This is a genomic window from Paenibacillus ottowii, from assembly GCF_050516475.1.
Lineage (GTDB): Bacteria > Bacillota > Bacilli > Paenibacillales > Paenibacillaceae > Paenibacillus > Paenibacillus ottowii.
Genome location: NZ_CP191577.1, coordinates 4,227,609 through 4,253,172 on the forward strand (window position 1 = coordinate 4,227,609; position 25,564 = coordinate 4,253,172).

General features: G+C 46.5%; 26 protein-coding genes. 11 read left to right on the forward strand and 15 right to left on the reverse strand.

Annotation, left to right across the window (positions count from 1 at the left end; translation table 11 throughout):
• Positions 1–11: 11 nt before the first annotated feature.
• Together ACQQ6X_RS19650 and ACQQ6X_RS19655 are read left to right on the forward strand one after the other, a co-directional pair.
• On the forward strand, positions 12–1,106 hold the full coding sequence (locus ACQQ6X_RS19650; protein ID WP_305166698.1) for a tetratricopeptide repeat-containing glycosyltransferase: 1,095 nt from the start codon (positions 12–14) through the stop codon (positions 1,104–1,106).
• 51 nt (positions 1,107–1,157) lie between these two features.
• Entirely contained in the window at positions 1,158–2,252 is a 1,095-nt protein-coding gene (locus tag ACQQ6X_RS19655) for a glycosyltransferase family 4 protein (protein WP_305166699.1), read from the forward strand.
• Between the two features lie 121 nt (positions 2,253–2,373).
• Here the strand turns inward: ACQQ6X_RS19655 and ACQQ6X_RS19660 are convergent, their stop codons facing one another.
• Both ACQQ6X_RS19660 and ACQQ6X_RS19665 read right to left on the reverse strand, forming a co-directional pair.
• Positions 2,374–4,227, reverse strand: a complete 1,854-nt coding sequence (locus ACQQ6X_RS19660; protein ID WP_305166833.1) for a beta-glucoside-specific PTS transporter subunit IIABC — start codon at positions 4,225–4,227, stop codon at positions 2,374–2,376.
• A 77-nt stretch (positions 4,228–4,304) separates the two neighbouring features.
• Positions 4,305–5,585, reverse strand: a complete 1,281-nt coding sequence (locus tag ACQQ6X_RS19665) for a DUF4038 domain-containing protein (RefSeq protein WP_305166700.1) — start codon at positions 5,583–5,585, stop codon at positions 4,305–4,307.
• A gap of 215 nt (positions 5,586–5,800) precedes the next feature.
• On the opposite strand from ACQQ6X_RS19665, the gene ACQQ6X_RS19670 reads away from it, so the two are divergent.
• Positions 5,801–6,829, forward strand: coding sequence for a LacI family DNA-binding transcriptional regulator (locus ACQQ6X_RS19670; RefSeq protein ID WP_305166834.1), 1,029 nt, complete (start codon positions 5,801–5,803; stop codon positions 6,827–6,829).
• A gap of 118 nt (positions 6,830–6,947) precedes the next feature.
• Here ACQQ6X_RS19670 and ACQQ6X_RS19675 read toward each other — a convergent pair whose 3' ends face one another.
• Together ACQQ6X_RS19675 and ACQQ6X_RS19680 are read right to left on the reverse strand one after the other, a co-directional pair.
• On the reverse strand, positions 6,948–7,856 hold the full coding sequence (locus ACQQ6X_RS19675; protein ID WP_305166701.1) for an NAD(P)/FAD-dependent oxidoreductase: 909 nt from the start codon (positions 7,854–7,856) through the stop codon (positions 6,948–6,950).
• A gap of 107 nt (positions 7,857–7,963) precedes the next feature.
• Entirely contained in the window at positions 7,964–8,362 is a 399-nt protein-coding gene (locus tag ACQQ6X_RS19680) for an Rrf2 family transcriptional regulator (RefSeq protein WP_305166702.1), read from the reverse strand.
• 158 nt (positions 8,363–8,520) lie between these two features.
• Here ACQQ6X_RS19680 and ACQQ6X_RS19685 point away from each other — a divergent pair, with 158 nt between their 5' ends.
• The 5 genes from ACQQ6X_RS19685 to ACQQ6X_RS19705 all read left to right on the forward strand — a co-directional run bounded on the left by ACQQ6X_RS19685 (position 8,521) and on the right by ACQQ6X_RS19705 (position 14,189).
• Complete coding sequence (locus ACQQ6X_RS19685) at positions 8,521–10,446, forward strand: BglG family transcription antiterminator (protein WP_305166703.1); 1,926 nt, start codon at positions 8,521–8,523, stop codon at positions 10,444–10,446.
• 198 nt (positions 10,447–10,644) lie between these two features.
• Positions 10,645–11,013: a PTS lactose/cellobiose transporter subunit IIA gene (locus tag ACQQ6X_RS19690; RefSeq protein WP_430493482.1), complete on the forward strand. Its 369-nt coding sequence runs from the start codon at positions 10,645–10,647 to the stop codon at positions 11,011–11,013.
• 16 nt (positions 11,014–11,029) lie between these two features.
• Positions 11,030–12,325 carry a PTS sugar transporter subunit IIC gene (locus ACQQ6X_RS19695; RefSeq protein WP_142613411.1) on the forward strand — a complete coding sequence of 432 codons (1,296 nt, stop codon included), beginning with the start codon at positions 11,030–11,032 and terminating at the stop codon, positions 12,323–12,325.
• Between the two features lie 71 nt (positions 12,326–12,396).
• A complete protein-coding gene (locus tag ACQQ6X_RS19700; protein ID WP_305166704.1) occupies positions 12,397–13,833 on the forward strand; it encodes a glycoside hydrolase family 1 protein in 1,437 nt (478 codons plus the stop codon).
• A gap of 29 nt (positions 13,834–13,862) precedes the next feature.
• Positions 13,863–14,189, forward strand: a complete 327-nt coding sequence (locus ACQQ6X_RS19705) for a PTS sugar transporter subunit IIB (protein WP_305166705.1) — start codon at positions 13,863–13,865, stop codon at positions 14,187–14,189.
• An 81-nt stretch (positions 14,190–14,270) separates the two neighbouring features.
• Here the strand turns inward: ACQQ6X_RS19705 and ACQQ6X_RS19710 are convergent, their stop codons facing one another.
• The 3 genes from ACQQ6X_RS19710 to ACQQ6X_RS19720 all read right to left on the reverse strand — a co-directional run bounded on the left by ACQQ6X_RS19710 (position 14,271) and on the right by ACQQ6X_RS19720 (position 16,599).
• Positions 14,271–15,206: an NAD-dependent epimerase/dehydratase family protein gene (locus ACQQ6X_RS19710; protein WP_305166706.1), complete on the reverse strand. Its 936-nt coding sequence runs from the start codon at positions 15,204–15,206 to the stop codon at positions 14,271–14,273.
• A 129-nt stretch (positions 15,207–15,335) separates the two neighbouring features.
• Entirely contained in the window at positions 15,336–15,962 is a 627-nt protein-coding gene (locus ACQQ6X_RS19715; protein ID WP_305166707.1) for a DUF1796 family putative cysteine peptidase, read from the reverse strand.
• On the reverse strand, positions 15,955–16,599 hold the full coding sequence (locus tag ACQQ6X_RS19720; RefSeq protein WP_305166708.1) for a DUF1796 family putative cysteine peptidase: 645 nt from the start codon (positions 16,597–16,599) through the stop codon (positions 15,955–15,957). Before ACQQ6X_RS19720 ends, ACQQ6X_RS19715 begins: the two co-directional genes overlap by 8 nt.
• A 242-nt stretch (positions 16,600–16,841) precedes the next feature.
• Between ACQQ6X_RS19720 and ACQQ6X_RS19725 the strand changes: the two genes are divergently transcribed.
• The gene (locus tag ACQQ6X_RS19725) at positions 16,842–17,189 is read left to right on the forward strand and encodes a hypothetical protein (RefSeq protein WP_305166709.1); all 348 of its coding nucleotides are present in this window, start codon (positions 16,842–16,844) and stop codon (positions 17,187–17,189) included.
• 23 nt (positions 17,190–17,212) lie between these two features.
• Positions 17,213–17,638 (forward strand): hypothetical protein, encoded by a 426-nt coding sequence (locus ACQQ6X_RS19730; protein WP_305166710.1) that lies wholly within the window; start codon positions 17,213–17,215, stop codon positions 17,636–17,638.
• Between the two features lie 66 nt (positions 17,639–17,704).
• On the opposite strand, the gene ACQQ6X_RS19735 is transcribed toward ACQQ6X_RS19730, so the two are convergent.
• Both ACQQ6X_RS19735 and ACQQ6X_RS19740 read right to left on the reverse strand, forming a co-directional pair.
• Complete coding sequence (locus tag ACQQ6X_RS19735) at positions 17,705–17,878, reverse strand: hypothetical protein (RefSeq protein ID WP_305166711.1); 174 nt, start codon at positions 17,876–17,878, stop codon at positions 17,705–17,707.
• Between the two features lie 22 nt (positions 17,879–17,900).
• The gene (locus ACQQ6X_RS19740) at positions 17,901–19,121 is read right to left on the reverse strand and encodes a glycosyltransferase family 4 protein (RefSeq protein ID WP_305166712.1); all 1,221 of its coding nucleotides are present in this window, start codon (positions 19,119–19,121) and stop codon (positions 17,901–17,903) included.
• 165 nt (positions 19,122–19,286) lie between these two features.
• Here ACQQ6X_RS19740 and ACQQ6X_RS19745 point away from each other — a divergent pair, with 165 nt between their 5' ends.
• Entirely contained in the window at positions 19,287–19,673 is a 387-nt protein-coding gene (locus tag ACQQ6X_RS19745) for a hypothetical protein (protein ID WP_262348661.1), read from the forward strand.
• Here the strand turns inward: ACQQ6X_RS19745 and ACQQ6X_RS19750 are convergent.
• The 6 genes from ACQQ6X_RS19750 to wecB are packed head-to-tail and all read right to left on the reverse strand — an operon-like array spanning position 19,666 to position 25,492.
• Entirely contained in the window at positions 19,666–20,871 is a 1,206-nt protein-coding gene (locus tag ACQQ6X_RS19750; RefSeq protein ID WP_305166713.1) for a glycosyltransferase family 2 protein, read from the reverse strand. The two genes, ACQQ6X_RS19745 and ACQQ6X_RS19750, sit on opposite strands and share 8 nt — an antisense overlap.
• A gap of 27 nt (positions 20,872–20,898) precedes the next feature.
• On the reverse strand, positions 20,899–21,615 hold the full coding sequence (locus ACQQ6X_RS19755; RefSeq protein ID WP_305166714.1) for a glycosyltransferase: 717 nt from the start codon (positions 21,613–21,615) through the stop codon (positions 20,899–20,901).
• Entirely contained in the window at positions 21,612–22,610 is a 999-nt protein-coding gene (locus tag ACQQ6X_RS19760; RefSeq protein ID WP_305166715.1) for an NAD-dependent epimerase/dehydratase family protein, read from the reverse strand. The genes ACQQ6X_RS19755 and ACQQ6X_RS19760 overlap by 4 nt, the downstream gene beginning before the upstream one ends.
• The gene (locus ACQQ6X_RS19765) at positions 22,571–23,425 is read right to left on the reverse strand and encodes a dTDP-4-dehydrorhamnose reductase family protein (RefSeq protein ID WP_305166716.1); all 855 of its coding nucleotides are present in this window, start codon (positions 23,423–23,425) and stop codon (positions 22,571–22,573) included. Before ACQQ6X_RS19765 ends, ACQQ6X_RS19760 begins: the two co-directional genes overlap by 40 nt.
• Positions 23,422–24,408, reverse strand: a complete 987-nt coding sequence (locus ACQQ6X_RS19770) for a polysaccharide biosynthesis protein (protein ID WP_305166717.1) — start codon at positions 24,406–24,408, stop codon at positions 23,422–23,424. Before ACQQ6X_RS19770 ends, ACQQ6X_RS19765 begins: the two co-directional genes overlap by 4 nt.
• A complete protein-coding gene (gene wecB, locus ACQQ6X_RS19775) occupies positions 24,401–25,492 on the reverse strand; it encodes a non-hydrolyzing UDP-N-acetylglucosamine 2-epimerase (RefSeq protein WP_305166718.1) in 1,092 nt (363 codons plus the stop codon). The genes ACQQ6X_RS19770 and wecB overlap by 8 nt, the downstream gene beginning before the upstream one ends.
• Between the last annotated feature and the right edge of the window lie 72 nt (positions 25,493–25,564).

Consider the following 25,564-nt stretch of genomic DNA (forward strand, 5'->3'; position numbering starts at 1 on the left):
GGAGCAAGCAAATGCAACAACAGAATCGTTACAAGATAGCCGTCTATGCCATCAGTAAAAATGAAGCCCGATTCGCCAAGCGCTGGATGCGCTCCATGCGGGAAGCTGATGTTGTCATTGTAGCCGACACTGGCTCTACAGACGACACCGTTGCTCTGCTGCGCGAAGCAGGTGCACAAGTGCATCAAATTCAGATAACCCCTTGGCGCTTTGATAAGGCTCGCAATGAGTCCCTGCGGCTAGTCCCGGGCGATGTAGATATTTGTGTCTGTACGGATCTGGATGAAGTTTGGGAAGAGGGATGGCGGTCGCGTTTGGAAAATAGCTGGAAGGAAGGAACTACCCGGATGCTGTACGCTTTTACCCATGGACAGCCCGGGAAGGATACCGCTTATACATGGTTCTGGAAAGAAAAAATACACACTCGTCACGGCTACCGCTGGGTACGTCCGGTTCATGAGGTGCTTGAATACATTGGGGAAGGTGAAGAACGCAGCATCCGATCAGACCAGCTCCGCTTGTATCATGATCCAGATCTGCACAAGTCCCGCAGTCAATACCTTCCGCTGCTAGAGCAGTCTGTGCGTGAATTTCCTGAAGACGATCGCAATATGCATTACTTGGGACGGGAATATATGTATCACGCCCGTTGGGACGAGTGCATCGCTACACTGCAACAGCATCTTGCCATGCCGCAGGCGCGCTGGGCCGATGAACGCAGTGCTTCGATGCGCTTTATCGCTAGAGCGTATAAGGCAACTGAACAATTACATGAGGCTGCACGTTGGTTATACCGAGCTATTGCGGAAGCGCCATACTTACGTGAACCTTACACGGAAATGGCGCAGCTTGCCTATCATACTAAGAACTGGCCGGCTGTCTATCATATGGTCGAAGAAGCGCTGCAAATTTCAACACGACCCGATACGTATATGCAAGAGGAGTTTTGCTGGGATGCCACACTATATGATCTTGGAGCCCTCGCTTGCTACGAGTTGGGTCTAATGCACAAAGCTTGTGAATTTGCAAAAGAAGCAACAGAACGCTCTCCGGAAGATTCTCGCCTTCGCCATAATTATGCGCTAATTCAATCCAAGCTTCCATAGAAACCCACACCCCGCCCTGCAGGTTGAATAACTTGGTATAAGAGCTTGTGGTTGGCAAAGGAGGTTATCGAGATCAAAGTTCTATTTACTTTTTATATACCGAGCGGTGGCGTGGAAACCTTGAACCGTCAACGCTGTAAAGCGCTCATTCAAGACGGGATTGAATGCCATCTTCTCTATTATCAGCAGGGTACCGGGATGCAAAACCTGCATGGCGATATTCCGGTGTTCATGACTTCCTCTGAAGAAGAACTTCGAAAACTGGTGGAATCTTATCGCTACGATGCAATTATCGTCTCTTCGGACTTTCCTATGCTCCCCAGACTGCGAATGTTGGGCTACCAGGGGATATTAATCTATGAATCACAGGGCTTTGGCACTCACGAAGAAGCTGCAAAGATTGTCGCAGAAGCCGTTCCGTATCTTCAAAGCCATGCCAATGCGGTGCTTCTACCGGAGACAACTCACCTCATACAGCTATTTTCCAGCCTGTGTCCATGGCTTAATCGTTTTGTGTTTCCTAATGTACTGGATACTACCGTATTTAATTATGTACCTAACACTCCCCCGGCTCATCCGGTCATTGCATGGGTTGGGCGATTGGAGCCCAATAAAAATTGGAGGCATTTTGTCGACATTTCTTACTGGATGCTGCAAAATCGTGCCGATCTTCGGATTTGGATGTTCTATGATGACACCTTGTCCCAGCCGGAGGATAGAATACAATTCGAGAACATGCTTGTTCAGCTTGGCATGTCCACGATTATCGAGCGTTTTAAAAGCGTGCCTCATGCTAAAATGCCTTTGTATTATTCCATGATTGGCGACTCAGGTGGGTACCTGCTCTCGACTTCGCTGGTGGAGGGATTCGGCTACGCGGTAGCTGAGGCGATGGCCTGTCGCTGCCCGGTGTTAAGCTCTGATTCAGATGGAGTACGAGCATTCATTGATCACAACGAAACCGGTAAGTTTTATCAGCAGGGAGACATTTTACAGGCGGTATTGCAAGGATTAGAGCTGATGAACAACGTCCCTCATCGGGAATCTATTCGCGAGAAGGGGCGGACACGAATCGTGAACCTGTTGGCGCCAGATAAATATGTACGCTCCTTCAGGCAGATGATGAACTCATTGGGGGTATGGTGACCTGCTATTGTAGTACATGCTGCAAAATCTGTTTCCATATCCAAACAAGCTGACGGCCACCCTATTTTTATACAGGGTCATCGTCAGCTTGATGAGTTATCTTTCAAAACTGTATTAAGAACTATCTAATCTTCAATAAGCGATCTCCAACCTGAATCTCATTCGAGTCTTCCGCTAAAATATCCGTATACACCGCAGTATTGGTTACTATAACTGAGGTGGTGAGATCATATCCTTCATCCACTATAGCTTTTGGATCAAATTCAACCAGCTTGTCCCCTTTTTGAATCGTATCTCCTTCAGACACATAAGAAGTGAAATGTTTTCCTTTCAAGCTGACCGTATTAATTCCAATGTGAATGAGCAGTTCAACTCCATCCTCAGAAATAAGTCCAATCGCATGTTTAGTTTTGAAAACGGTAACAACAGTTCCATCAAAAGGGGCGTAAGCTACTCCTTCTCGTGGGATAATCGCGGCTCCCTGACCCATCGCACCACTGGAGAAAGCCTCGTCTTTCACTGTAGTCAAAGGGACCAATTCACCATTTAAAGGACTAAATACGGTTTTTTCTTCCTCTTTGCTTTCATCTGCAACCTTAATCTCAGGTGTAGGTTTCGCATTTTTATAGCCAAAAAGATAGGTCAGTATAAATCCGACTACAAAAGCGACAACCAAAGATACGATAAAACCGATAAAGCCTGCATCTATCCCCTTTGGATTAATGAATAAAGGGATACCAAAAATCCCACCTGAGGCAAATCCATATGCTGTTGAGCCAAGTAAGCCCGCTGCCGCTCCACCTATTCCCCCAGCGATCGAGGCTAAAATAAACGGTTTTTTGGTGGGTAACGTAACCCCATAAATAGCTGGCTCAGTAACCCCCATCAAACCCGCGATGGTGGCAGAAGTGGCAATGGGTTTCAATTTAGGGTCACGTGATTTTAAAGCAATGGCGAAAGCTGCACCTGTTTGTGCAAACGTAGTGCAGAACAGCATACCGTTAATCGGATCAAACCCGTTCGTAACTACATTATTGAGGAGAATTGGTATGAACGCCCAATGCAAGCCAAAGATAATAATGCCCTGCCAGAATCCGGCTAGAACGAGCCCAGCTATAGCGGGACTTAACTGGTAAATCCACATGGAGCCTTTGGCTAACCCATCGCTGATTACAGTTGCTATCGGCCCTACAACCAGAAAAACAATCGGTGAGATAATGACCAAGGTCAGAAAAGGCACAATGAACATTTTAATAGAAGCAGGTGCATACTTACTTATCATTTTCTCGACCTTAGCTGCCAAGAACGCTCCAATAATGATAGGTATAACAGAAGAAGTATAATTAATCAGAACGACCGGTATAGTCAAAAAGGACAGTGCCGTTTTATCCGTAAAGGCGGAAGTGATGGTCGGATACACCAAGGCGGCCCCCAATACAGCAGACAGATAGGGGTTTCCTCCGAATTTTTTACCTGCTGAAAACCCTAGAATAACTGGAAAAAAGTAAAACATAGCGTCTGCTGTGGCATACAAAATTTTGTACGTGCCCATCTGATCAGTCATCCAGCCCAGAGATGTGCATAAGGCCAACAGCCCTTTTAGAATCCCGACAGCGGCGAGCACACCAACAACGGGCATGAACACGCCTGAGATTACATCGACAAACCGGCTGAACAGGCTCCCTTTTTCATTTTTGGGGTCGCCCTCAACTGCCTGGTCTCCATGCTTTACTCCCATCGTATCCAAAAGAGCCTCGTATACTTTGGGAACTTCATTCCCGATGACCACCTGGAATTGGCCGCCACTTTCCACGACGGTAATGACACCGTCAATCTGCTTGATTTTTTCTTTATCTGGCAATTGATTATCCTTCAGCTTAAATCTCAGACGAGTGACACAGTGAATGACACTGTTCACATTTTCGTTTCCCCCCACCGATCTAAGCACTTCTCTGGCTGTCTTTTGGTAATCCATCATGATCACTCCTGGATGCGTTTTCTATTTCTCTGCTACTCCACCTGTTAGCTTGCTCATATTTATCTCTTGTTTTATTATTTCGTTCCGATGATCACAACATCACTTTCAAAACCATGCATATCAATGACAGATTGATCAGCCTGGACATTCACCTCCGTTTGGGCAAATCGTCTCTCTGCTAAATCAATGGTTGTAAACTTGTAGTCCTGCACATTGATGCTTAGCCGCACCTTCGTGTTGACCGGGATATACAAGACGAGCGTATTCTCGTTCCCCGCAGCCCTGATCTCCTCTGTCTTGTTTAAAACAATATCCAGCGGCTTGATGCCGATCAGGTTGTACATTTCAAACAAATATTTGATAAAGGAATAATCCCATGCGCCCTCAAAACGCAGTGCCGCTCTCCAATCATAGGGACTATCAAAGCCCTCCCCTTCTACGATTCCGAACTTCTTGCCTTTTTTATGCCAGCTCCAAATGCCGTGCGCTCCATAGGTGATTCCCGCTCCCCCGCCTGCCAGTAGGCTTTGCCATGCTGCTTTTCTGGCATCCAGTGCAGTATATCTACCATACACTTTGCGGCTGTAACTGATCTGTTCATAGCAAGGTTCTCCATTGATAACTGGACGTATCTCCGGCTTGTGATAAAAATGCTGAGCAATCTCGTAGGCAAAATGCTGAAACTGAGAATTATGCCCTGATTGATACATATAAAATCCAAGACCCTTGTGTTGCTCAAAGACTTCAGGAATTTCCCTCAGTCTCCCTTGAATATGCAGTGCAGTGAGACTTGCCGGGCTTAATTGCTGTACCGTTTCCAGCGCCTTCAAATAGTACGCATTAGCACGTTCTGTAGGAAAATCAGTATCCCCGCTGATCAAATAAACAGGCTCGAACCGGGAATAGCGGTTTACAACATAAGTTACATAGCTTTCAACGCAATCCAGTGGCATTTTATTGCCCTTCTGGAACATTTCAGCCCATGTATCCGGTACATAGTTACACCACAGAAGTACCAAGGCTGGAATAAATCCGCGCTCTACAGCCATCTGGATCATGATTTCTGCCCGGTCAAAATAGGCTTCGTTTAATGTGTGATAGTCGAAATCTCCATTTTCCAGTAATGCAAACGGCTGTAGATTCAAATCCGCTTCACTGGCATCCCATTGACGGAGCATGTTGATTTGCAAAACATTGAATCCCTGCATCTTTCGATAATCCAGATAATCACCCCACTCTTCAATCGTCGCGTTGGTAAATACGCTCCAGACGGTATCTGCCAAGTAAAAGAAAGGCTTGCCCTTTTTCACGAAATTTCTTTGATTAATAGCCAGGCTTAAACTCAAATAAATCACCCTTTCATTCATAAACAAAACTAAATTATTGTATAATTTTATATGATATTGAATAAAATAAACTAAATAAAGCGTTCACAATTGAATATTAACACTATGTATCCGAAAAGGTCAACTCATTTTACATATCATTTGTTTAGTTTAATTTATAAACTAAACTTTATTATATAATCGTGATATAATTTATATAGTTTAGTCCAATGGGAGGTTCCATGTTGAAAATAGATGATATTGCAAAGCTCGCCGGTGTTTCAAAATCAGCCGTTTCTTTAGCATTTAACAATAAACCCGGTGTTAGCGAAGAAACCAAGGAGCATATTTTAAGAATTGCCCACGAGCATGGATATAGACCACGTACCATGAAGTCAAATAAGGAATTTACAAAGAGCCACCATGTCATTCGATTTGTTGCATGCAAAAATACAGGCATCGTGACTGAGCAATACGAATCACTTCCATTTTTCAATGAACTGATTCACCATATTACCAACCAGGTGAGAGAACATGGCAATACTTTGATTTTTTCGTCATTTGATAGCCATAGCCTGGAGGCAGAGTTGTCTGCTCTGGAAAAGGACCAGCCTTCTTCAGGTATACTTCTGCTGGGCACCAATTTAACTGCCGAGATTATTCATTCCTTACAATCTATTCATTCCAACATCGTAGTTTTGGATACCTGCTTTGAACACGTTGATGCCAGCTTTGTATCTATTAATAACTATCTCGGGGGGTACCAGGCAGGCCAATATTTAATCCAGTCTGGACACAGAAATATAGGATACGTACAATCCAGTACCAGAATTCTTAACTTTGCAAAACGAAAAGAGGGGTTCATGGCTGCTTTAGAGGAGCACAATCTTGCCATAGATCATGGGCTTACCTTTAATATGCATCCGATGCTTGTGATGTCACAGGACGCATTTAAAACAGCTATCCATGAACTGAATGAACTGCCTTCGGCCCTATTTTGTGAAAATGATTATATGGCGATCAGTGCTATTAAAACATTTCAGGAAATGAACATTCGAGTGCCTGAACAAATTTCTGTCATGGGGTTTGATAATATTCATGAAGCCAAGGTCATTAGCCCGGAGCTCACAACCATTCATGTGAAAAAGGATATTTTAGCCCGAACGGCTGTCAACTTGCTGATGGAAAGGCTTAATCACAATCAGGAGCATCATACTCAGGTTCTCGTGAATACAGAGGTTATTGAAAGAAGGTCTTGTTTAGCCTTAGAGTAACCTTCGGCCAAGTGAACGAAAGGAAGTACATCGAGGATACAAGAGGTGACATAGAATAAAGCCGCCATATAGGCGGCCTTTTCTATCGGCGGAATTCCACATTGGACATTTCAAATGCTCAACACTCGTGGAAATCTTCCTCTGTCAAATCCAGATTTACACTCGCAGCGGTTCGACTACCGTCAGCCGCAGCGAAAATCAATTGAGAAGGCATGAAGTACGAAGAATCCCCGGCAGCATATACACCAGGTATGGACGTTCTTCCCGCTCCATCCGTCTGGAGCCCACCCGATTCTGTTCTTTCGCAACCCAAACGTTCTCCCAACGATGCACTTTGTACAAATTGGGGAGTCACAAAGCCGCCGGCCCTCGGAACTTGAGTGCCATCTGTAAAGGACACATACTCTAGTTGCCCATCGTGACCGATGAACGCCGCAACAGGCTGCTCCATGACCACGGCTCCTTTAGCTTGAAGTCGTTCTTTTTGCTCATCCGACAAGAATGTTTGACCGTTCGTGCAGACAAGCAAATCTGTGCTCCAGTTCAGGAGCAGTTTGGCTGTATGATATATAGCTGACGAATTAGAGACGAGAACGAGCGGTTGATCTCGGAGCTCCCAGCCATCGCAATAAGGGCAATTAAACAAACTTTTCCCGTAGAACGCATAAAAACCTTCGATCTCAGGGAATATCTCCTTTACGCCCGTCGCCAGTATCAATTTGCGTGCTTGAACACGAAGGCCTGAAGAATCAGATACTTCGAATCCGGATTCATTTTTCGCAACCGAAATAACCTCGGTTTGTAGATGATGGACAGACGGATAACGCAGTACTTCCTCATAAGCTACGCGGCGGAACTCGGCCGGCGTTACGCCGTCTCTTGTAATGAAACCGTGGGACGCATGCGTAACCGCATTTCTGGGCCGGTTATTATCGATCAAAGCCACACTTCTCCTTGCCCTGCCAAGCACAAGGGCAGCATTCAATCCGGCGGGCCCTCCCCCAATAATAGCGCAATCGTACAACATACATTCAGCTCCTTTTTAAAGATATTAAAGACTCTTTATATCTATAATAAAAACAAAAAAACTTCACATTCCTGCAACCACCCTCTTTCTATATCTAGCCATTGCCTTTATATTTGCGCTTGCTTTTGCGCCAAATCGACCAATTTTGTATGTTTAAGATGGCTCTCCATTTTCTCCTCCGCTTCCCTCATTACGGCTTGAATCAGACATTCTGATCCATGGACAAAATCACATTCAAACAAAGAATTGGTCCCTTCAATCGCATGGATAATATCCAAAAAGGTAATATCGTCTTTATTACGAGATAAGCGATAGCCTCCATTGGCTCCAGAGACTGATTCGATCATTCCCGCCTTCACAAGCCTCGTCAAAATTTTTGAAAGATACGTGGGTGAGACATGTTGCGCTTCGGCCAATTGCTGAACACCCACAGGCTTCACCGACGAATCCGTAACAAGCATGAGCATGGTATGTAGAGCATAATTGGTTGCTTTGGTAAATTTCATAACTACACCTCAATCACAGACTTATTATATCTATAATATCTTTGAATATACTGGAGTGTCAAGATCATAGGTGATTCGCGCTGTGGTTAATCCTTCTTTTGGTTACGCTCTAAGCATTGTATACTGTTCTTCAGAACAGCTAAGAAAGGGGGCTTGTTTTGCGTATTTTTGATATTCTGCGTATATTGGTTGATGAACAGATCGTAAAGGGAGAACATTTGGCGAATGCATTGAAGGTATCTTCTCGAACCATACGAACAGATGTAAAGGAATTGAGTGCCCTGTTGTCAAAGCATGGGGCGACAGTCAAACCCCTTAAAGGAACAGGCTACAAGCTAGAGGTTCAAGACGAACAAGCATTTCATCATCTGCTGAAGCAATTAAAGGACTATGAAAGCAATGTGCCCCATCTATTAGCGAGTTCCTCTGAAGCCAGACATCGTTTTTTAATGAAAAAGCTGCTGCTTACTCCTGCCTATGTGAAACTTGATGATTTAGCTGAGATGCTGTATGTTAGTCGTTCTACTTTACAGAATGATCTTAAAGAAGTGCGCAAATTACTGGCCACTTATGGACTATCGCTGGAGAATAGACCCTATTATGGGATTCGAGTCAAAGGTAAGGAGACCAAGCTGCGTTATTGCATTTCCGACTATATATTTAATAGCACAGATGAAATAGGCGGACAACAGGTGCCTCACCCTACTTTGATCTCTAGCGAAGAGATGGAATTCATAAGAGAAGTGATTCTGGAGCGGATTGAGTATCATGATATTCAGTTGTCAGACATTGCCTTAAACAATCTGGTCATTCATATTGCCATAGCATGTAAGCGTATTCGCGAGGAGAAGTATGTATCGTATTATCCACAAGAGATGAAAAAGATCGAAGCGCAAAAAGAGTTTAGGGTCGCGGCTGAGATCGTATCTGCTTTGGAACAGAGCATAAAACACCCTTTTCCACTTGTTGAAGTGGCGTATATTGCTGTGCACTTGCTGGGTGTAAGGACTGTCGCTAGGGCCCATATGGATAAAATGGAGATTAAAAAAATCATTGATCAAGATATCTATGAACTGACAATTGAAATATTGGACCGAATCGATCAGCAGTTGAACATGAACATCCAAAACGATCAAGAATTGCTGATTGCATTTTGCCTTCATCTCAAACCAGCCATGAATCGTTATCAATACGGAATGAATTTGCGTAATCCCATGCTGGATGAAATCAAGGCCCATTACCCGCTTGCTTTTGAAGCAGGTATCATTGCTGCGGAAGTTATCAAACAGCGACTTCATATCCACATCGAGGACAATGAAATTGGGTATTTAGCCATTCATATCGGAGTCGCGATGGAAAGAAAGAAAATGGAGGGGACACCCAAAAGGTGTATGATCGTATGTGCTTCCGGACTCGGCAGCGCAAAGCTGCTGTATTACAAGCTTCAATCTGTTTTTGGTTCCAGGCTGGATATCGTAGGAACCACTGAATTTTATAAGCTGAAGCACATGCCGCTGGATGCCCTGGATTTTATCATTAGCACGACCCCCATATCAGAAACGCTCTCTATCCCCATGATCCATGTGAATACGTTTTTGGGCAATGCGGATATTAGCAAAATTGAACAGGCCATCTCAGAGTCAAAGCTTCCTGCTGTACAATATATACGAAAAAAATTGGTCTTTCTCCAGCAGAAGTTTGATAACAAACGGCAAGTACTTGAATTCATGGCTGAAAAAATACAAGAAGCAGGTCTTGTCAAAGGATCTTTCTTGCCGTCTGTGATAGAGCGTGAAGCCGTTTCCCCCACTTCATTCGGCAACTTTGTCGCGATTCCGCATCCGATGGAGCCTTTTGCTGAATCCACGTTTTGGGCCATCTGTACTTTACAAAGAGCGATCGACTGGGATGGCAAGCCCGTACAGTTCATTTGCATGCTCTGCATACAGCGCACCAAATCAGAAGATTTACAAAATATGTATCATATTTTGCTTAACATTTTAAATCATGAAAAGCTGGTCCAGCAGCTTATCCGCTGCAAAACGTACACGGAATTCGTAGAAGTGCTGCATAAAAATAGTTGAAGATCAACAGGATGCACACAAAGGAGAAATCTACAGCCTACATGGCGGGGTTTCTCTCTTTTTATGTTTACTGATAGAAAAAACAGATAGAACGAACGATTGATTTCCGTTAAGAAGAGGAAATAATATGCGTTATGTTGAAAGCGATTCCAAATTATAATGGCAATACGAGGAAATAAGGAAAGGAGTTAAGGATATATGAATAATGATGAATCTGCAGAACACGATGTGAACATGGAGGACATGGACGATACAGAGATCGTATTCCAAATTATATTATACGCTGGGAATGCGCGCAGCTCGGCGATGGAAGCGATTGAGCTTGCAAAGGCGGGCAAATTTCAGGAATCCAGAGAAGAATTGGCCTCAGCTAAAAAAGAACTGGTGTCTTCCCACAAAATTCAAACCAGAATCATTCGTAAGGAAGCAGCTGGTGAAAAAACAGAGATGTCCGTCATGATGGTGCATGCGCAAGATCATTTGATGAATGCCATCACCATTCACGATATGGCCTTGGAGTTTATAGACCTGTATGAACGCATTGATCAGCTCGGATTAAAATCATAGAGGGAGGGCGCTATCCATGGCTTTCAAAGACAAACTGGTCGATGGTCTCACATCGGTGGCAAATGCAATCAACAATTTTAAATATATAATAGCAATCAAATCGGCTTTTATCACTTTAATGCCTGTTATTATTGTTGGTGCCTTTGCAGTACTGATCTCTAATATGGTCATGGACCCGGTCAATGGTCTGGCCCATTTTAAGCCATTCTCATTTTTGGCAGAGTACAAACCGATTTTCTCAAGCATTAACTATGCCAGCCTGAATATCCTTACCATTCTAGCTATTTTTATGATTGGCCTGGAGCTAGGAAAAATTAATGGAGAGAAAAATCTTTTCCCCGGTTTACTTGCTCTCATCTGTTTCATCTCTGTGACACCAACCACGATCGAGCTGATGGTTAACGGAGACATGCAAAAAGTAACGGACGTCATCGCCCGTCAATTTACAGATACTAAAAGCTTGTTTTTGGGTATTTTCATAAGTATCCTATCTGTTGAGCTATACAACAAACTGGGCAAGTCCGATAAATTAAAGATTAAAATGCCTGAAAGTGTTCCCAGCAATGTAGCTGTTTCTTTCTCCGCACTCATCCCTGCCATTATCACAGTAACTGTTTTCTCGATGCTTGGATTCTTTTTTCATAAGTTTACAGGGCTCTACCTGTACGATGCTGTCTATAATGTGGTGCAACAACCTTTGGAGACTGTAGTCCAAGGACTGCCAGGTATACTGATACTCATGCTGGTGGCGCAAATCTTCTGGGTGATCGGTATTCACGGAAACCAAATGGTAAAACCCATTCGTGAGCCTCTGCTGCTTGGAGCAATTACGGTTAACATGACTGCATATGACCAGGGACTCCCCATTCCGAACATTATTACGATGCCTTTCTGGGACGTATACATGAGCATTGGGGGTTCAGGAGTTACGCTAGCCCTATTGATCAGTATTATGATCGCTTCCAAACGTGAGGACATGAAGGAAATTACCAAGCTTTCACTGGGGCCAGGTCTGTTTAATATTAATGAGCCTGTCATTTTCGGACTTCCGATTATGCTTAATCCATTGATGGCGATTCCGTTCATTATAACTCCGCTCATCACAGGAACAATTGGCTACTTCTCGACATTGCTTGGATTCGCAGGTAAAGCTGTCGTTATGGTTCCGTGGACTACACCGCCTATTATTAATGCCTACCTGTCTACAGGTGGAAGCATTGGCGCCGTTGTAACGCAGATTATTTGTATCATAGTAGCCATTATCATCTATTTCCCATTCGTCAAAATTGCCAACAAGCGAACGACTGAATAATGCGGTACTGTAAAGATACACCCGCAGAGAATCGCCTTGGGAATCTATAGAATAAAAAGGAGAAGCATATCATGGCTAAACACACCGTACAAATTCCGCCGAATTTCATTATGGGAGCAGCGGCTTCCGCCTGGCAGACAGAGGGCTGGAGCGGTAAACAGGAAGGTCAAGACTCGTATCTGGACGTATGGTACAAAAATGACCGCTATGTCTGGCACAATGGATATGGACCCGCAGGGGCAACCGATTTTTATAATCGTTATGCCGAGGATATTGCCCTGATGAAGCAGATTGGGCTCACTCATTATCGCACCTCTATTAATTGGTCCCGCTTTTTAACGGATTATGAAAATATTGTGGTGGATGAAACCTATGCGGATTACATGGGCAGGGTCATTGACGAGTTGATTGCAAGCGGAGTCGAGCCGATGATTTGTCTGGAACACTATGAGGTGCCCGCTTATTTGCTGGACAAATATGAAGGCTGGTCTTCCAAGCATGTGGTAGAGCTGTTTGTGAAATATGCGGAAAAGGTGTTTGAACGGTACGGAGATCGGGTCAAGCACTGGTTTACATTTAATGAGCCCATTGTTGTACAGACTCGTGTCTATCTGGACGCCCTTCGTTATCCCTATGAACAAAATACGCGAAAGTGGATGCAATGGAACTATCATAAAACACTGGCTACCGCGAAGTGCGTCCAGCTTTTCAAAGCCAAAAATTACAGTCAGAACGGAGGTAAAATAGGGGTTATTCTGAATCCCGAAGTGACGTATGCCCGCTCCAGTGCTCCACATGACCAGTATGCTGCACATGTGTACGATTTAATTTATAATCGAGTATTTCTGGACCCGCTTATTAAAGGCGAATACCCGCAAGAATTGTTCGAGCTTATGAGCAAGCATGATATTGCATTTGAAGCTACAGCGGAAGAACTGGCCTTAATTAAGGAAAATACCGTTGACTACGTTGGGATCAATCTCTATTATCCCCACCGGGTCAAAGCTCAGAGTAAAGCGTGGAATGAAAGTATTCCTTTTCACCCCTCTTACTATTATGAGCATTTCGATCTTCCGGGCAAAAGAATGAACAAGTCGCGGGGCTGGGAAATTTATCCCAAAATCATTTACGATATGGGAATGCGTATCAAGAACGAATATAACAATATCGAATGGTTTGTTGCAGAAAATGGCATGGGCATTGAAAATGAAGCTGCGTTCAAAAATGAGGAACACATCATTCAGGACGACTATCGGATTGACTTTATAACTGAGCATTTATACTACACGTTACAAGCTGTAGAAGCAGGCTCCAACTGTACAGGTTATATGCTGTGGGCCTTCACAGACAACGTTTCCCCTATGAATGCTTTTAAAAATCGCTATGGACTGGTAGAAATTAACCTGGAGAATGATCGAAGTCGGCATTTGAAAAAATCCGGCTACTGGTATCAAGCTGTTATCAAGGAACGCTCATTTGTTGCTGATCTGGATGAAGAGTATAAGTAGTCCAAATGAATATCTGGAGGCGCTCTGATATGAAAAAAATCATTCTGGCATGCTCTGCGGGGATGTCAACATCCATTCTGGTTTCCAAGATGAAGAAAGAAGCCGCAGCGAGATCCATCGAGCTGAACATTGAAGCCATCCCCGAAAGCACCATTAAGGAAGAACTGGAAAGCATGACTGATCCTGTGATTGCTATATTGCTCGGACCTCAAGTACGGATGCGTAAAAAGCCAGTAACCGAAATTGCCGCTCCCTATGGCATCCCTGTAGATGTTATTGACACATTGGCTTACGGTAGAGGAAACGGTGCAGCCGTTCTGGATCAAGCCTTCAGGCTGGCTGGCGAGAATCTATAATTTCTGTTTAAATTATAATTTCTATTCAAACCGAAAAGAGGCTGAGAGTTTCCTCAGTCTCTTTTTTGATCCGCGCGCTTGTTAGCCCTGGCTGCCTTCTTTGTCTGTGCCCATACTGCTCACATACGTTTCCTTTAGACCGGCAGAGATGCCGTATAGCGGTTCCCAACGAAGCCAGTGTCTGGCGACTGCGTTGCTAAGACAGCTATGGCGAATGTCTCCCGCCCGTGCAGGAGAATACACCGGCCGCACAGACGAACCGTGCAGCTTTAGCAAATCATAGGCCAGCCGATTGATCGACGTCGTTCGTCCCGTACTTACATGCACCGTGCGTTGGTCCGCTGCATGTATAGCCGCCATATTGGCGCGGACTACATCCTTGACGTACACAAAGTCGCGGGTTTGCGTCCCATCGCCGTGAATGAGCAAGGGGCTGCCTTTTTTCAGCCGCTCTATAAAAATAGCGACTACACCGCCCTCTCCCTTCGCGGCCTGACCGGGGCCATACACATTTCCGTAACGCAAAATCGTGTAGTTTAGGCCGTACAAACGATAAAAAAGCCGAATATACGATTCTGCGGTCAGCTTGGACAGTCCGTAGCCTGAAATAGGCTCTACCGGGTCGTCTTCCTGAATACATTGCTTTTGCAGCTCTCCGTATACACCGGATGTGGAGGCAAATATGATTTTCGACACACCCGCATCACGACAAGCCTGCAACAAATGGATCGTCCCCAGTACATTCACATCCGCATCCTCATCGGGGTGATGGATGGATTGCTGCACATCAGCCTGTGCAGCCAAGTGAAACACAATATCCGGGCTTTCCCGGATCAGCAGCGTCCTGGCTTCAGCGCTGCGAATATCTGCAATATGCATAACCGCCCGCGAGTCGACATTTGCAGCATTCCCGGTCGTCAGATTATCCAGCACAAGCACTTTGATGCCTGAGTCAGCAAGCGCACGTACCAGCTGGGAACCAATAAATCCGGCTCCTCCGGTGACCAAAGCCTTCACTAGCGCACCCTCCTTTTGAACCGAAGCATGTATCTTCCCTTCGCATCATGTTATGCGACGCTCTACAGCTTGGCGCAGGCGAAAGCACAGGTGGAAGACAATCTCTATACGTGTTCCTATAGTCTAGCCTCAGACATGAAGTCTGACGTTGTCCAGCATATAACGCCACATCTCATCTTGACCGTTCCATATATCCTCGGGTGGCAACGCTACTGAAACCATTCGCTCCAGTCCCCAATCCAGCTCTGTCACACCTTCATACCCTGTATAATCCACGAATAACAAACGAAAATCATGTGTAATCCTCTGTGACAACACATCATGCAGTTCGACCGCTTGCTCCCGATTGCCACCAACACGAACCAGCAGCAGACGGGTGGCCGACGCGAATTTCTCCAGTAGACGTGCGATGCGGCGGTCAAGTGTCGTTTTGAACTCAGGATAGGAAGCCAGATGCTCTGATGTATTCTGACTAACTGGAAAATGGTGTGCTGCTGTAATCTCGTAGGACGCATCCTCAACCAAAAAGTTATGACCTCCGTAATCACGCCCCGTGATACGCAGACTTTCAACATCCATAAAATGGGCAAAACGCTCATTTAGTAAACGATTAATCTGTGACAAATTGCCAGAAATCATCCAATCCAGCGGACCTGCATACGGACGAAGTCCGTTTTTATCCAGCTGAATCGAAGGTAAGCAATGCCCTCCCAGGCTAAACACTGCGTCATACTCACCCTGCAATCGCTCAAGCACGCCGACCTCCCCTTTTCGACAAGGACATTCCCTCAAAAAGGGTACGCCAGTGCGGATCACTCTTGTAATTCCATACATCGGCAAAAGGCATTTCCACTGCGCATACATGAGGAAGCTGCCAATCCACCTCCGTCAGCTCCGTTACGCCTGAACAATTCACCACCAACAAACGAAATTCATGTGCTACGATCCCCCTCAAGATTCGCTGCAGTTCCTCTACTTCTTCATAGGTTCCCAGCATGCGAACGAACAAGCTGCGCTTGGCCATCTGTGTTTTTGCAAAAAAACGCTCGATCCGACGGTCTATCTTTTCCCTGAATTCTGGATAGGTTACCAGGTCTGCGGATGTATTGCGCTCCTGCGGAAAATCGTGCACTGAGATCACATTATAAGCAATATCTCTGACCATATAATTGAGTTGGCTCGTACCAACGACACTTAAGTTGGGCAAATCCATAAAGCCAGCAAATCGATTTTCGAGCAAGCGGTTCACATCAGAAAGCGTGTCAGACATCATCCAATCCAGCACTCCGGCAAACGGCCGCAAACGATTCTTTTCCAATTGAATGGCAGGTGTACAGTTTTGCCCCAGACTGAAGACTGCGTCATATTCCCCTGCCAGTTGTGCGAGTTTCATAGCCGTGCCTCCTTTGTTCATGCGATCCTTACCTCTAGTCTTGCTCTATGCTTCTTCTGTAAGGAAAAAGGGCTTCAGACCGCAGATTGTTCCACTCTACATTACATGCACAGCATGGCAAAAAGGGTTGGACACTGGCGCGCTTTTTGTCAAAGAGGCGTACAACTATCCAGTCCACCCCCGGTCATTTTTCATATCATATAAGGCTGGTAACCTTACGGTATTCAAGGAGGCATCATGATATGTCTGTGTTTCTTTTAACCGTCGATCATCATATCGCTTACCACAGCGCCCATATACAAAGCTGCCATGTAACCTTTTTCAATCGTGAAAAAAGATCCGTTGATGTGCTGCTGGAAATGGGGAATGACAGTGGCGTTTTCAGGCGGCAGCTTCTTCGACTCGGCCCTTCACCCGAGGCTGGCTCAGTACTGGAAATCAAGGATATGGAGACGGCTCAAAATCCGTTTTATCTGCGAGTGGTCACGAATATTTACAATCCGGAGACGCTGTTTATCCTGGCTGAATTTGTGGAAAACGGGAACGTAGTCGCTAAGCGGACAGCCAGTCATTTTATCATTACACCCTGATAAACAGCAGAGGAGGAGAATGTATGTTGTTGAAATATACCGTTCAAAACAAAGCTGAAGCAGGCACATATGCACTGCCTTTTCAGGTCACCGAACAGGAGAGCGTGCTCTCTACATTGATCATTCCTGCAAGTGAAGCAGAAGGACATATTGCCATCGAAGTGTCTATGGTCTGGGAGAACCCGCTGCTCAACTGGGATATCGGGGAACTGGATATTCGCTTGCGCCGCAACGATCAGCAGGGACCTGTGCTGGATTGGTTGCAGGACTCCTGCTATCAGGAGGGATATGCCGAGTTAAGCTATGAGGAAACGGGAACACAGGCAGAGCCTCATGTGTACTGCTTGACCGTACAATCGGCTGACAGGCGCGCGGTTATTACGGGGCCAATCATGATTCGAGGCTCGGTTTATGTAGATCGAATGGATGACAGCCCGGATGTGCAATAAGCTGAAATGAACTAAAGGCAGGTGGGGATGTTCAGCCCAACCTGCCTTTTTATAGGGTCTGTATGCTCATGGCGCGGATTGTTTCAGCCGTTCCAAAATGTCAGCGTCCGGGAGCTTATAATCTTCCGGCAAGGAGGTGTTAATTCGGTTCCATATTGCGTAATCAACCTCCAAGTCTGGATGTGACTGCTGGATTTCAAAAATACGGTTGTACAAGTCTCCAACGATAGGAAAAGTCATCCTCTCCCTCCTAACTATTCAATCAACGTACTTGATTAAGCGCTTGCCCATATATGTTTACAAGTCGTTCAATCATAACATCCAGAGACCAGTGCGCGGTTCCCCATGCTTTGGCGCGATTCCCCATGGCTATTCGTACTTCATCCTGAGCCAGCAAATGCTGCAAATGAGCTGCAAGCGACTCCACATCGCCAACCGGGGAAACCAGTCCGGTGTGTTCATGTTTCACCATTTCCGGCAGTCCACCCGCATCTGATACCACTGCCGGAAGCCCCATAATCTGCGCCTCCATGACCGAAAATGGCTGATTATCCTGTATGCTCGGATGAACAAAAAGGTCCGCCAGTTGTAAAAGGGCGGGTACATCTTCACGATGTCCCAGAAAAACCACGTCTTCCTCCAGCCCCAGCTCCTTCGCCTGTGCTTGAAGCTCTTCCCTTTTATCTCCTTCCCCGACAATCCAGCAAACCCAGTCCGTACGTCTTGCTTTCAGCAGACCAAGGGCGCTCATTAAATAATGCAGCCCTTTGATATAGACCAGCCGAGAAGGGCAAATTATAACTTTTTTCCCTTCAGGCCGTGTCATGTCTGTTCCCTTGGCATGGACTTCCCAGAAGTGTTCGGTGTCTAAGCCATATTGGAAAGTGGTAATCTGCTGCTCAGGCACTTCGAACTCACGTACAAGGGTCTGTTTCATCCATTCTGTAGACGTAATCGTAACATCAGCAGAAATAGCGCCATAATGCTCCAGTGCCCAATAATATTTCCACATTAATGTCTCGCGGTAACCCTCCTCATGATCCCGCTCCAGAGCCATCATAACTTCACGAGCTAGCGAACCATGAATATTCGCCACCAATGCACTATCTTTGCGTTTGACCCGACTTAGAGCACGCGTAGCGATAACATCTTGCGTATGAATCACATCATACTGATCGACCCCGAAATACGCTGCCGCCAGCTCCATACAGTATCGGTCCTTTTCTACCGTTCGCACCCATGAATCCAAATGTAATACAGGAACAGCCGATTCATTCAGCTTTGTATGCAACAGGGGCAGCAGTTGATCCTTCGGCAACTCCTTATCTTCAAAAACAATATGGTATTTGGGGGTATCGGGTCCGTTCCCCAACAAGTCTACCGTGTGACCCAGCAGTTCGAGTCTTCGTTTAATTTGCAGCATAAAGGGCCACACACCGCCCAAATGAGGAATCGGCCAGTACGTAGCCAACAAAATTTTCAAAACAGCTCCACCTCCTCTGTCTCTATAAATCGATATGCCTGAGGTGTTTATCAAAATGTACTTTTTTCAGTATCGCCTACAGACAACTATACAAGCTTCCCTCTTAATAGATTCATAGTATAGTAGCATCCCGATCGAGGGATTTTACCATACTGTTTTGAGAGGATGATTCATTTGGCTTTTACGACTGGCTATATGACCAACACGAGGGATTTTGGTACTGCCTGCTCCAATGTTGTTGTAAATTTGGTCAATGAGGACACGGTGAACGCAGCAACCGTAACCATCCAGATTTTTTTCTCACTTGTACCGGATACCAAGACGCCACTGTACGTGACCTCGGTTAATTTGCCCGCAAACTCGATTGCACGCCGTACTTTCTTTATACAAGGGGTTCTTGCCTATGAGGTACAATACGACGTAGTCTCCGCTGCTCCAGCCAATGTTGTGCTTTCCAACTTTGGACTCGATCAGTTTGGTAATGTTGTACAGGAGCATCGTGTTCTTCAGTCTGAGCTGACCACCATCGCTGCGCTGTCTCCTGTTAGCTAAAAGCGCCCCCCTGTTCCAATGCCTGATGCAATCTGTGAGTATAATACACGTAATTCCATTCTGGCGGTACGGACTGAACCCCGCGGCCACTGCCGATGGTTGAGTGGTCATCTGTATAGTAGGAAAAGGCATGTGTATCCTGCAAAGGGCGCAGTAAATCCGTCAGATACAACAAATCCGTCACGGCAATATAAGGTTTGACACCAAAGCATACAACAAAGCGTGTTGTCGTTTCACCGATCGCCTGAACCAGTGCTTCCCTGACAGAATAATGGGGTCTCGGCGTTACGACTAGCCGAGGATCAAGCATCATTGTCAGAAAGGAAGAGGCGCCTTGTTCCGGCGTAAGATCAAGCAACCGCACCATGCAATTACTGTAATGCTGTTCCAGCAGATTATCGAGCAACGGCTCAGCTTGAGCCATATCTGTAATAGGCATCAAAATGGTCATTTCAAGTGGGATCCCCCGGCGGGCCCTGGCCTCATACTTGGCAATTTGAAATGCATGCCGCCAGCGACGATGCTCTTTCTGGCTGCGCAAGCTGGCCGACACACTAAAAGCAGAATCCACCCGGTAATCCATCAGGATTTCCGGGATGAACTTCATGCTGCATGTTTCGGTCAGCCGCAGCCAGTAATCATAATCCTCCACAGGTTGCAGCCGATAGCCGTCGATCAGACGGGCAAATTGGCTTTTGTACATAAATGATACCCCGACAATGCTGGCATTCAACAATTCGTGAGGCGGCTGACTTTGATACCGAATCAATGCCTGTTGATGCTGCTCGTCATACAACGGATTACCTGCACCGTCAACCTGACGGAAGGTGGAGAACACAAGTCCGAGCGAATCTGGCCCCTGCTCAAGCTCCCACCGCAATCGTTCGATAAAGGATGAATGATACACGTTGTCGCTGGATACCCAGGTCACATATTTGATCGTTGGATCTTTAAACAACTCATCGAATCCCCGGTTAAGGGCATGGGCTACTCCTTGGTTCTGAGGGAGTGTAACCAACTGAATGCGTGAGTCTCCCATAGCTGCGTGAAGCACCGGCTCTATCATTTCCGGCGCTCCGTCAATCACAATGATGAAGCGAAATGCCCTGTAGCTCTGGGTAAGTACGGATGAGATCGCAGCTTGCAGATAACCGATATCCTGTTTGTACAGCGGCATAACAATCCCCGTATCCACCATATCAATCCCTCCTGACAAACCTTCGCTTCATGAGGATAAGCCACCCAACATCTGACTAAAGCGATCTCGATAACGTGCTTGAGTGATGCGGTACTCCTGTTCCACAGCGGGCCAATGTTTTTTGGTTCCCATCTCATCATGCCAACGGTAATTAACCAAGGACTCGTTCAGAAAAGGGAATGGATATCCGGCCAGCATCACTCGGTACCACATATCCAGGTCATGGGTGTACGGCAGCAGTTCATCAAACAGACCGATATGTGTAAAAAGCTCCTTTTTAAACATCACCGTACATCCATTGACCGGATTTCCCTGCTGGAAAAAACGGTAAAACTCCGTCAGGGACGGAAATACAGCCGCTGCCTGATAGGCTGTGACTTGGCTGTGTTGATTAATGAAATTGAAATTCGTATGAGAGATGTATGCGCCCTGTTCGATCATAAAAGAAACCTGGTTATTAATTTTGTCCCTATGGTAGGTGTCGTCGGAACTGAGCCACGCAATATATTCGCCACTGGCATGCCGGATACCATGATTCAAAGCGCTGGCTGTTCCACCGTTGGATTTGCCCAAATAATGTATATAGGGAAGATAGGGCTGAAGCAAATTAACATGTGTGGTGGACCCGTCATCGACGACAATAATCTCAAGCGGCCCGTAGGTTTGCTCCAATGCACTCTGCAAAGCCTGATCCACATATCCACAGTTATAAAAGGGAATAACGATCGTTACTTTTGGTCTCATAACGTTCCTTCCTTTCCAGCTCGGCAGTATTGAATCATATCCTCCAGCGATTGCCCCAGCTGTATGGTCGGCTTCCAGCCCATCTCCTCCAGCTCCTGCGCCTGATATGCCTTTGTTGGCACCGACTCGGCCACATCCCCCCATTGTACGGAAATGGATATTTTCGCTAGCGCAACCATACGTTCCACGATATCGCCCAGCTCCACAATGCGGCCTGTGCAAACCGAGTAAATTCGGCCTGGTACTCCCTTTTCCAATAGCACTCCATAGGCCCGAACAGCATCACGAACGTCGAGAAAATCACGCTGCGCATGTCGGGAAGACACACGGAACGGAGCTGCTTCCGTTACCGAGTGCTCTTTCATACGTTCTGTCCGAACGATATAGCCCGCGAGTAATGCGCAAAAGCCGGTGGATGGACCTGGACCAATCAGGTTGCAAGGCTCTGCCAGCATGACCGATTGCTCGAACAGCGCGCCCCACGAGAGCGCGACTGCCTCTTGAATGCTTTTGCTAAGACTGTATGGATGCGTTGGATGGTACGGTGCCTGCAAAGCCGTCTTTAGCCGAGAACCCGCTACGACGATTCTGGCTTGGGGGAAAGGTCGCAGTACATCAAGCAGATACAGGGTGGACAGTACATTGGATTCCATGTATAACAATGGACTCTGCCAAGATTCAGGTACAGAATTTTTGCCACCCAGGTGAAGCACATAATCCGGAGCAATTTGTCGAATCACTTCGCCCAGACGTTTCTTGTCGAGCAAATCACACACATAAGGGGTAATACAACTGCGTGTGTCTGTCTCCGGCGTGGAATTCCCGTCATTGCCAGACCGAAAGGTCAATTCTGAAGCAGAAGCGGCAGTGCGAGTCAGCGCTGCCACCTCCCAGCCGAGGCTTGCAAAATGGCGGCAGGCATGCATCCCGGTATAGCCAGCCGCTCCGGTAATAACTATGACAGGCCGACGTTGTTCCGCTGTGCTTCTGTCCATTCCAGCAGCTCCTTCAGCATGATGCTGTAGTGAGGAACATCGTAGAGCAGATCGGCCCGGGTAGAACGAAGCGTCCGGTCCTGCACCGGCTCATCCTTCGGCACGATCCGAATGTCCTCTCTCTTCCAGATGTCTTTGAACAGAAGCAGCAAATCATGCTTGCTGATCGGTTCAGGGTGAACCAGATGAATAAGTCCGTCCAGCGGCTCATTCATCAACACTTGTATTGCTTTTGCTAATTCCAGCGTTGTGACCCCGTTCCAAAAGACCCGGCGGTATCCGTCAACGTCCCCGCTCTGTTGTAAAAACCAGTGCAGTAAACCAATGCCGCCTGGTCGAATCTCCGGTCCGATAATAGAGGTACGGATGGTCAGATGCCGTGGCGCCTTCACTTCTCCGAGTATTTTCGTTATAGCATAGGCACTTGTCCCATCCGGTTGATCGGTCTCTTCATATAAGCCAGGAACCCGCTTTCCTTCGAATACGCAGTCTGTGCTGATATGAATCAATCGGGCACCGATACTATCCGCCGTCTGCCGGAGGAGATGCGGCAGCAATCCATTGATTTGGTATGCTGCAATCAGCTCCTTCCCGGCATGCTGATTGAGTACGCCGACCGCATTGATAATAACGTCTGGCTGTACACTCCGTACCAGCTGCTCCACCATAAAGCCGTCCTTTACATCCAGCAGGAGACCGCCTTTATTTGCTGAATCACGGGTGGTGTAGAACACGTTATACCCGCTCTGATTTTGAAAATACTTAACCAGGACATGACCCGCCATGCCGTTACCACCCAAAATAAGCAGCTTCATTTGATGAACCCCCCGCTTTGGAGAATGGCTCGGATCTCCTCTTTTGACATCAAATTAAATTCCGAGCTAAAGCTGCTGAACGATACTGGAGGGCACTGACTATAACGGTCCTTTAATTGAGGAATATTCAGGGTTGGGAGAATGATCAAATATTGCTCGTCATATACTACCGTTGTCAGGCTTTCAAAGTCGCTCATCAAAATCTCGTGAATTTTCTCACCGGGACGGACGCCTTTTTCTATGATTTCTACATTTTCCACGCCTGAATCCTCAATGAGTACCTCCGCCAAATCCACAATACGGCAGGTTGGCATGGTCATGATAAAAATTTCGCCGCCGACGCTTTCTACGGATGCTTTGAACAGCAGACTGATGGCATCACGCAAGGTCAGGAAGAAGCGGGTCATGTTCATATCTGTGATAAAAACCTTACCCTTTTGGCGAATCTGGCTTTGGAACAAATGCACCACGCTTCCGTTTGTCCCCAAAACATTACCGCCGCGCACCGTCACAAACCGTGTATCGCTATTCAGCAGATTGGCGTAAACAATCAGCTTTTCTCCAATCGCCTTTGTCATGCCGTAGAAATTGGACGGGTTGGCGGCCTTGTCAGTCGAGATATAAATGACTTTTTTTACCTGGTTGGCGACAGCGGCCTCGATCACATTTTGGGTGCCTACGACATTGGTTTTGAGTGCCTCATAGGGCTGATCCTCACAGACAGGCACGTGCTTGAGGGCTGCCAAATGAAATATATAGTCTACTCCTTGACAAGCGGTAGTCAGCGCATCTTTATCTCGAATATCCCCAATACAGAAGCTGAGCCGTTCATCCTCAAACTGCCTGTTCATTGCAACCTGACTCGATTCTCCGCGTGAAAAGATAATGACCTCTTTGGGGTTACGCGGCAATAGCTGGGCAACCAGCTCATGCCCCCATGAGCCGGTGCCGCCGGTAACCAAGATACGTTGGTTTTCAAACATGCCGTTTCCCTCCAAGCAGAAATTTAACTACCTTATCCGACACATCTTCCGCCAGATAGCCTGCGGGACATTGCCACTTGTGGTTCATCCCGGTCATTAAGGCTACAGCGTTTGCTATAACCTCGCCATCAAGACCGGACACGATATTGCTGCCGCAATCCACCGTTTCCGGCCGTTCGGTCGTGCGCCGCATCGTGACCGTCGGCACCCCCATGACACAGCATTCTTCCTGTACGGTGCCACTGTCCGTCAAAGCACAGCGGGCATGCCGCTCCAGCAGAACGAAGTCAAAAAAACCGAACGGCTCGTGGAACTCTACCAGCGGATCAAGCTGGATCGGCGGGTGGCTTGCGATCCGGGCGGCGGTGCGGGGATGAATACTGCAAATGACCCGCTGCCCGAACCGCCGAGCTACCCGGTTAAGACCATCCAAAATAGCCAGCAAATGCGGCGGATGGTCGACATTTTCAGCTCTGTGGGCAGTAACCAGAAAATATTCCCCCGGCGACAGTCCCAACTTTTTCAAAATTTCGCTGCCGGATACCTCTTTCTCATAGTGCTGCATCACTTCATAAATCGGATTTCCAGTCCGTATAATTCGTTGGCTTGGGAAGCCTTCGCGTAGGAGGTGCTGCTTGCTTTGCTCTGTATAAGGCATATTAATGGTAGAAATCGCATCAATGACGCGTCGGTTCTTCTCCTCTGGCACATCCAGATCATAACAGCGATTCCCCGCCTCCATATGCACAACGGGGTAACCCATACGTTCCGCAAGCAGGGCACATAAAGCGCTGTTCGTATCCCCGAGCAATAGTACATGATCCGGGCGTTCCTGGTTTAAAATATCCTCCATCTGCGAGTACATGGCAGACAGCTGTTTGCCCAGTGTTCCCGCTTTCTCCTGAAGTACATAATCCGGGGCGCGCAATCCCAGCTCGCGGAAGAATTGTCCGCTCAGGCTTTCTGTATAATTTTGGCCCGTATGCACAAGCACATGTTTATCCGCATAGTGGTCCAGCTTCGGAATAATCAAGCTGAGCCGTATAATCTCCGGTCTTGTGCCGAGCACGGTCAATATTTTCATCGTTTTGGAACCCACCTTTGCTGTCATTGTTTCATTGAATTGTGAAGTTCAATGAATAATAGCCATCCAGCA

Bases quoted from the DNA above. Each gene is read 5' to 3' on its own strand.
- ACQQ6X_RS19750 (WP_305166713.1), bottom strand. From the start codon at position 20,871: ATGGTGGATACGGGGATTGTTATGCCGCTGTACAAACAGGATATCGGT.
- ACQQ6X_RS19695 (WP_142613411.1), top strand. From the start codon at position 11,030: ATGGCTTTCAAAGACAAACTGGTCGATGGTCTCACATCGGTGGCAAAT.
- ACQQ6X_RS19730 (WP_305166710.1), top strand. From the start codon at position 17,213: ATGTTGTTGAAATATACCGTTCAAAACAAAGCTGAAGCAGGCACATAT.
- ACQQ6X_RS19720 (WP_305166708.1), bottom strand. From the start codon at position 16,599: ATGAAACTCGCACAACTGGCAGGGGAATATGACGCAGTCTTCAGTCTG.
- ACQQ6X_RS19650 (WP_305166698.1), top strand. From the start codon at position 12: ATGCAACAACAGAATCGTTACAAGATAGCCGTCTATGCCATCAGTAAA.
- ACQQ6X_RS19705 (WP_305166705.1), top strand. From the start codon at position 13,863: ATGAAAAAAATCATTCTGGCATGCTCTGCGGGGATGTCAACATCCATT.
- ACQQ6X_RS19690 (WP_430493482.1), top strand. From the start codon at position 10,645: ATGAATAATGATGAATCTGCAGAACACGATGTGAACATGGAGGACATG.
- ACQQ6X_RS19700 (WP_305166704.1), top strand. From the start codon at position 12,397: ATGGCTAAACACACCGTACAAATTCCGCCGAATTTCATTATGGGAGCA.
- ACQQ6X_RS19735 (WP_305166711.1), bottom strand. From the start codon at position 17,878: ATGACTTTTCCTATCGTTGGAGACTTGTACAACCGTATTTTTGAAATC.
- ACQQ6X_RS19765 (WP_305166716.1), bottom strand. From the start codon at position 23,425: ATGAAGCTGCTTATTTTGGGTGGTAACGGCATGGCGGGTCATGTCCTG.
- ACQQ6X_RS19770 (WP_305166717.1), bottom strand. From the start codon at position 24,408: ATGTTTGAAAACCAACGTATCTTGGTTACCGGCGGCACCGGCTCATGG.
- wecB (WP_305166718.1), bottom strand. From the start codon at position 25,492: ATGAAAATATTGACCGTGCTCGGCACAAGACCGGAGATTATACGGCTC.
- ACQQ6X_RS19745 (WP_262348661.1), top strand. From the start codon at position 19,287: ATGATTCATTTGGCTTTTACGACTGGCTATATGACCAACACGAGGGAT.
- ACQQ6X_RS19675 (WP_305166701.1), bottom strand. From the start codon at position 7,856: ATGTTGTACGATTGCGCTATTATTGGGGGAGGGCCCGCCGGATTGAAT.
- ACQQ6X_RS19660 (WP_305166833.1), bottom strand. From the start codon at position 4,227: ATGGATTACCAAAAGACAGCCAGAGAAGTGCTTAGATCGGTGGGGGGA.
- ACQQ6X_RS19725 (WP_305166709.1), top strand. From the start codon at position 16,842: ATGTCTGTGTTTCTTTTAACCGTCGATCATCATATCGCTTACCACAGC.
- ACQQ6X_RS19760 (WP_305166715.1), bottom strand. From the start codon at position 22,610: ATGGACAGAAGCACAGCGGAACAACGTCGGCCTGTCATAGTTATTACC.
- ACQQ6X_RS19755 (WP_305166714.1), bottom strand. From the start codon at position 21,615: ATGAGACCAAAAGTAACGATCGTTATTCCCTTTTATAACTGTGGATAT.
- ACQQ6X_RS19680 (WP_305166702.1), bottom strand. From the start codon at position 8,362: ATGAAATTTACCAAAGCAACCAATTATGCTCTACATACCATGCTCATG.